Source organism: Pseudomonas sp. NDM, from assembly GCF_003105095.1.
GTDB lineage: Bacteria > Pseudomonadota > Gammaproteobacteria > Pseudomonadales > Pseudomonadaceae > Aquipseudomonas > Aquipseudomonas moraviensis_A.
In genome coordinates this window covers 1-5,754 of sequence record NZ_QETJ01000233.1, presented here as the reverse complement: position 1 = coordinate 5,754, position 5,754 = coordinate 1, and the positions used below count along the sequence as shown (strand labels likewise).

5 protein-coding genes are annotated in these 5,754 nt (G+C 61.4%); 1 reads left to right on the top strand and 4 read right to left on the bottom strand.

Annotated elements, in window-relative coordinates; translation table 11 throughout:
* The first annotated feature begins 311 nt into the window (after positions 1 to 311).
* Positions 312 to 1,571, top strand: a complete 1,260-nt coding sequence (locus DCO47_RS25335) for an OprD family porin (RefSeq protein ID WP_116659182.1) — start codon at positions 312 to 314, stop codon at positions 1,569 to 1,571.
* Between the two features lie 157 nt (positions 1,572 to 1,728).
* On the opposite strand, the gene pcaC is transcribed toward DCO47_RS25335, so the two are convergent.
* Genes pcaC through DCO47_RS25315 form a run of 4 tightly spaced genes read right to left on the bottom strand, consistent with a single transcriptional unit; the run spans position 1,729 to position 5,641 of the window.
* Entirely contained in the window at positions 1,729 to 2,121 is a 393-nt protein-coding gene (gene pcaC / locus DCO47_RS25330; protein WP_025110738.1) for a 4-carboxymuconolactone decarboxylase, read from the bottom strand.
* A 10-nt stretch (positions 2,122 to 2,131) separates the two neighbouring features.
* Complete coding sequence (gene pcaD / locus DCO47_RS25325; protein WP_116659181.1) at positions 2,132 to 2,923, bottom strand: 3-oxoadipate enol-lactonase; 792 nt, start codon at positions 2,921 to 2,923, stop codon at positions 2,132 to 2,134.
* A gap of 11 nt (positions 2,924 to 2,934) precedes the next feature.
* A complete protein-coding gene (locus DCO47_RS25320; protein ID WP_116659180.1) occupies positions 2,935 to 4,299 on the bottom strand; it encodes a 3-carboxy-cis,cis-muconate cycloisomerase in 1,365 nt (454 codons plus the stop codon).
* A 46-nt stretch (positions 4,300 to 4,345) separates the two neighbouring features.
* Entirely contained in the window at positions 4,346 to 5,641 is a 1,296-nt protein-coding gene (locus DCO47_RS25315) for an MFS family transporter (RefSeq protein WP_039762664.1), read from the bottom strand.
* Between the last annotated feature and the right edge of the window lie 113 nt (positions 5,642 to 5,754).

Below are 5,754 nucleotides of genomic sequence, written 5' to 3'. Positions count from 1 at the left end.
GGGAAACGCATTCCAATTGTGGGAGCGAGCCTGCTCGCGAAGAGGACCTCACACTCACCACCTAATCCGGAGGAATCTTGCGTTCGATAACCGCCCAAAACCCGCTTTTCCCAATTGAATCCAATCATCCGCGCCCTTCACCATTCGACCCAGAAAACCAATAACAACAAGGTTCGACACCATGCTCCAGCGCCCTGCCCCGCCCGGCTGACCGCCACCGCTTAACCTCAGACACGCATCACTTTGCCTGCGCCGCACCCGCCGCGACAGCGCAGCCGTTCGCCCTAAAAAAACAAGAGAGACCCAAGTCCATGACAGTTTTCCCTGTGCCTTATGCATTGCCCGGTGTGATCGCCCTGGCCATCGCTGGTCTGGCCCTGCCAGCCAGCGCCGAAGAAGGTGGCTTCGTCGAAGGCGCCAAGGTCAACCTCAACCTGCGCAACTTCTACATCAACCGCAACTTCACCAACCCGACCAAAGCCCAGGGCAAGGCTGAAGAGTGGACGCAGAGTTTCATCCTCGACGCGAAATCCGGCGTCACCCAAGGCACCGTCGGTTTCGGCATGGACGTGCTCGGGCTGTATTCGGTCAAGCTTGATGGCGGCAAAGGCACGGGCGGTACGCAGTTGTTGCCACTGGACCATGACGGTCGCCCGGCGGACAACTTCGGTCGCACCAACGTCGCGTTCAAGGCCAGACTCTCGCAGACCGAAGTCAAGGTCGGCGAATGGATGCCAGTGCTGCCGATCCTGCGTTCGGACGACGGTCGTTCGTTGCCGCAGACTTTTCGTGGCGGCCAGATCACTTCGAAGGAAATCGCTGGCCTGACCCTCTATGGCGGCCAGTTCCGCGCCAACAGCCCGCGCGACGACAGCAGCATGAGCGACATGTCGATGACCGGCAAAGCCGCGTTCACCTCTGACCGTTTCAACTTCCAGGGCGGCGAATACCTGTTCAACGACAAGCGCACGCAGATCGGCTTATGGAACGCGCAGCTCAAGGACATCTACAGCCAGCAGTACCTCAACGTGCTGCACAGCCAGCCGCTCGGCGACTGGACGCTGGGCGCCAACCTCGGCTTTTTCTATGGCAAGGAAGATGGCAGCGCCCGCGCCGGCGATCTCGACAACAAGACCTGGTACGGGATGTTTTCCGCCAAATACGGCGGCAACACGTTCTACGTCGGCCTGCAGAAACTGACCGGCGACAGCGCGTGGATGCGGGTCAACGGCACCAGTGGCGGCACCCTGGCCAACGACAGCTACAACGCCAGTTATGACAACGCTCAGGAACGCTCCTGGCAACTGCGCCACGACTACAATTTCGCCGCCATGGGCATCCCCGGTCTGACCCTGATGAACCGCTACATCAGTGGCGACAACGTGCACACCGGGACGATTACCGACGGCAAGGAATGGGGTCGCGAATCGGAACTGGGTTACACGGTGCAGAGCGGCACGTTGAAAGACTTGAACGTCAGATGGCGCAACTCGACCATGCGCCGGGATTTCAGCAATAACGAGTTTGATGAGAACCGATTGATCGTCAGCTACCCGATCAGCCTGCTCTAACTACCGATCCTTGTAGGAGCTGCCGAAGGCTGCGATCTTTTGATTTTGATTTTTTAAAAACAAGATCAAAAGATCGCGGCCTTCGGCAGCTCCTACACGGGTACGCATTCCAACTGTGGGAGCGAGCCTGCTCGCGAAAGCGGCAGACCGGTCGCCATTATTCTCGAGATTCGACGCCTAGCTCATCCCAAACCGATTCCGCCAGATGAAACGTCGCATTCGCCGCCGGAATCCCGCAGTAGATCGCGCTCTGCATGATCACTTCCTTGATCTCGCCACGGCTGACGCCATTATTGGCCGCGGCGCGCAGGTGCAGTTTCAGTTCGCCTTCGCGGTTCATGCCGATCAGCATGGCGATGGTGATCAGGCTGCGGGTGTGCCGGGGCAGGCCCGGGCGGGTCCAGATATCGCCCCAGGCGTGGCGGGTGATCATCTCCTGGAATTCCGAGTTGAACTCGGTCAGCGTGGTCAGGCTGCGATCGACGTGGGCATCACCCAGTACCGCGCGGCGCACTTGCATGCCATCGTCGTAACGTTGTTTCTCGTCCACAAAATTTTCCTCACTGAGCTCGCAAAAACGCCAGCACCCGGTCGCTGAAATCGGTGCCGGCCTGCACGTTGGACAAATGCGCCGCGTAGAACTCGGCGTACTCGGCGCCGCGCACATGGTCGCGGATGAAATGCCCGCCGGACGGCGGCGTCACCGCATCTTCGCTGCCGGCAATCACCAGCAACGGCACATTGATCGAAGCCAGTTGTTCACGGAAATCGGCATCGCGCACCGCCGCGCAATTGGCCGCATAGCCCTGCGGATTGGTCGCGGCGAGCATGTCGGTAATCTTCTTCGCCGCCTCGGGATGCGCCGCCGAAAAGTCCGGAGTAAACCAGCGCGCGATCGAGGCATCACGCAGCGCGACCATCGCCGCCGGGCCGTCGCGCAACACGGTTTCGATGCGTGGATTCCACACCGACGGATCACCGATCTTCGCTGCGGTGTTGCAGACGATCAGCTTGTGCAAACGATGCCCGGCGTTAATACCCAGCCACTGACCGATCAGCCCGCCCATCGACAATCCGCAAAAATGCGCGCGCTCGATGTGCAGCGCATCCAGCAGACCGAGCACGTCGTGGCCCAGTTGCTCGATGCTGTACGGCCCTTCGGTGACCACCGATTGTCCGTGGCCGCGAGTGTCGAAACGCAGCACGCGAAAATGCTCGGTGAACGCAGGCATCTGCGCATCCCACATGTGCAGGTCGGTGCCCAGCGAGTTGGACAGCACCAGCACCGGCGCATCGGCCGGGCCTTCTATTTGATAATGCAGTTCGCCATCGGCGAGTTGAACGAAAGCCACAGCCCTCTCCTTCAGACAGTCAAAGCGTTGTGTTCGGCCACCGCGCGCTCGACCCAGACTTGCGCCTGACCAAGGTAATGCGCCGGGTTCAGAAGATCATCGAGTTCAGCACCGCTGAGTTCGGCGGTGACTTGCGGCTCGTCACCGAGTACGGCGCGCAAGTGGCGTTGTTCGGCCACCGCGCGCTTGCAGCATTGTTCGAGCAGATGATGCGCGGTGTCGCGGCCCACTCGTTGCGCGAGGACGATACTCACCGCTTCGGCCAGCACCAGCCCTTGGGTCAATTCGAGGTTGCTGGCCATGCGTGCGGCGTCGACCTCCAGGCCATCGGCGAGCAAACGCGCCTGCTGCAGCGAACCGGACACCAGGCAGCAGATTTCCGGCAGGGTTTCCCATTCGGCGTGCCACAAACCGAGGCTGCGCTCGTGTTCCTGGGGCATGGCGCTGAACAGTGTCGATACCAGCCCCGGCACCCGCGTTGCCGCGCCGATCAGCACCGCCGCGCCGACCGGGTTGCGCTTGTGCGGCATGGTCGACGAACCGCCCTTGCCCGGTGCGGCGGGTTCGAACACTTCCGCCGCCTCGGTCTGCATCAACAGGCTGATGTCGCGACCGAATTTGCCGAGGCTGCCGGCAATCAAGCCAAGCACCGCGCCGAACTCGACGATGCGATCGCGCTGGGTGTGCCACGGTTGCTCGGGCAGGCTCAGTTGAAGTTCTTCGGCCAGCGCTTGAGCAATCGGCAACCCCTGCTCGCCCAGCGCCGCGAGCGTCCCCGACGCGCCCCCGAATTGCAGCACCAGCAGCCGTGGCTTGAGTTCTCGCAGACGCTGGCGGCTGCGCGTCACAGCGCCCAGCCAACCGGCGATCTTCATGCCCAGCGTCACTGGCGTCGCGTGTTGCAGCCAGGTGCGCCCGGCCAATGGTGTGGTGGCAAAACGTTGTGCCTGGGCGGCAAGTGAGTCGGCCAGATGCGTCAGTTGGTCTTCGATCAGCGCCAGCGCCTGACGCAATTGCAGGACCAGCCCGGAATCCATCACGTCCTGACTGGTCGCGCCCAGATGCACATAGCGCTCGGCTTCGGCATCGCTCGAGGCGATCTGTTTGCCCAACGCCTTGACCAGCGGAATCGCCGAATTGCCGGCCGTGGCAATCGCCTCGCCCAACGCGACGAAGTCATACAGGACCGCGTCGCAGGCTACGGCAATCGGCGCCACGGCAGATGAAGGAATCAGCCCGACCCGCGCCTCGGCCCGGGCCAGCGCCGCTTCGAAATCGAGCATCGCCTGCACCCGGCCTTGATCGCAGAACACCTCGCGCATATCGCGGGCGGTGAAGTAGGCATCGAACAATTGATTGCCCGGTCGCTGAGTCATAAACAGTCCTTGCCGGCGCGGGCCAGAACGGCCCGCGCACTTCGGGTTAGAGATCGTGGTGCAAATACTTCGCCTGCTTGGGCAACCGCAAGCTGAACAGGAAGGCCACCGCCATCATCGCCGTGACGTACCAGTAGAAGGCGTTTTCCATACCGCCGGCCTTGAGGCTCAGGGCGACGAATTCCGCCGAGCCGCCGAAGATTGCATTGGCCACCGCGTAAGCCAGGCCGACACCCAGGGCGCGCACTTCCGGCGGGAACATCTCGGCTTTCACCAGACCGCTGATCGAGGTGTAGAAACTGACGATCGCCAGCGCCAGGGTGATCAGCACGAAGGCGAGGAACGGACTGCTGATGCTTTTCAGGCTGAGCAGGATCGGCACGGTGAACAACGTGCCGAGGGCGCCGAACCAGAGCATCGAGTTGCGCCGGCCGATCTTGTCGGCAAGCATGCCGAACAGCGGCTGCATGCACATATACAGGAACAGCGCGCCGGTCATGATGTAGCTGGCGGTCTTGGCGTGCATGCCGGCGGTGTTCACCAGGTATTTCTGCATGTAGGTGGTGAAGGTGTAGAAAATCAGCGAGCCGCCAGCGGTGTAGCCGAGCACGGTGATGAACGCCGCCTTGTGATCGCGGAACAGTGCGGTGATGCTCCCGGCATCCTTGTGTGCACGGGTTTCTTCGTTGGTGGTTTCCTTCAGCGAACGACGCAGGAACAGCGAAATCAGCGCCGCCACCGCACCGACCACGAACGGAATGCGCCAGCCGTAGGCGCGCAGATCTTCTTCAGTGAGGAACTGTTGCAGCACCACCACCAGCGACACCGCCAGCAGTTGCCCGCCGATCAGCGTCACGTACTGGAACGAAGCGAAGAAACCACGCTGGCCCTTGAGCGCGACTTCGCTCATGTAAGTCGCGGTGGTGCCGTACTCGCCGCCCACCGACAGGCCTTGCAGCAAGCGCGCAAACAACAACAGCACCGGCGCCCAGACGCCGATGTCCTTGTACGTTGGCAAACAGGCGATCAGCAACGAGCCGAAGCACATCATCAGGATCGAGATGAGCATCGAATTCTTGCGCCCGTGCTTGTCAGCGACGCGGCCGAAAATCCAGCCACCAATCGGCCGCATCAGGAACCCGGCAGCGAACACGCCAGCGGTGTTGACCAGTTGCACGGTAGGGTTATCGGAGGGGAAAAACGCCGGGGCGAAATAGATCGCGCAGAAGGCGTAGACGTAGAAGTCGAACCATTCGACGAGGTTGCCGGACGAAGCGCCGACAATGGCGAAAATGCGCTTGCTGCGCTCTTCACCGGTGTAATGGGAGGTGGGCGTTGTCATTGTTTTTTCACTCGATAGGGACAGTCACAGTCTAGACATACTTTGCAACAGTCCCGTTCCACAGTTCCATCTGCAACACAGTTCCCTTGTAGGAGTGAGCCTGCTCGCGATGG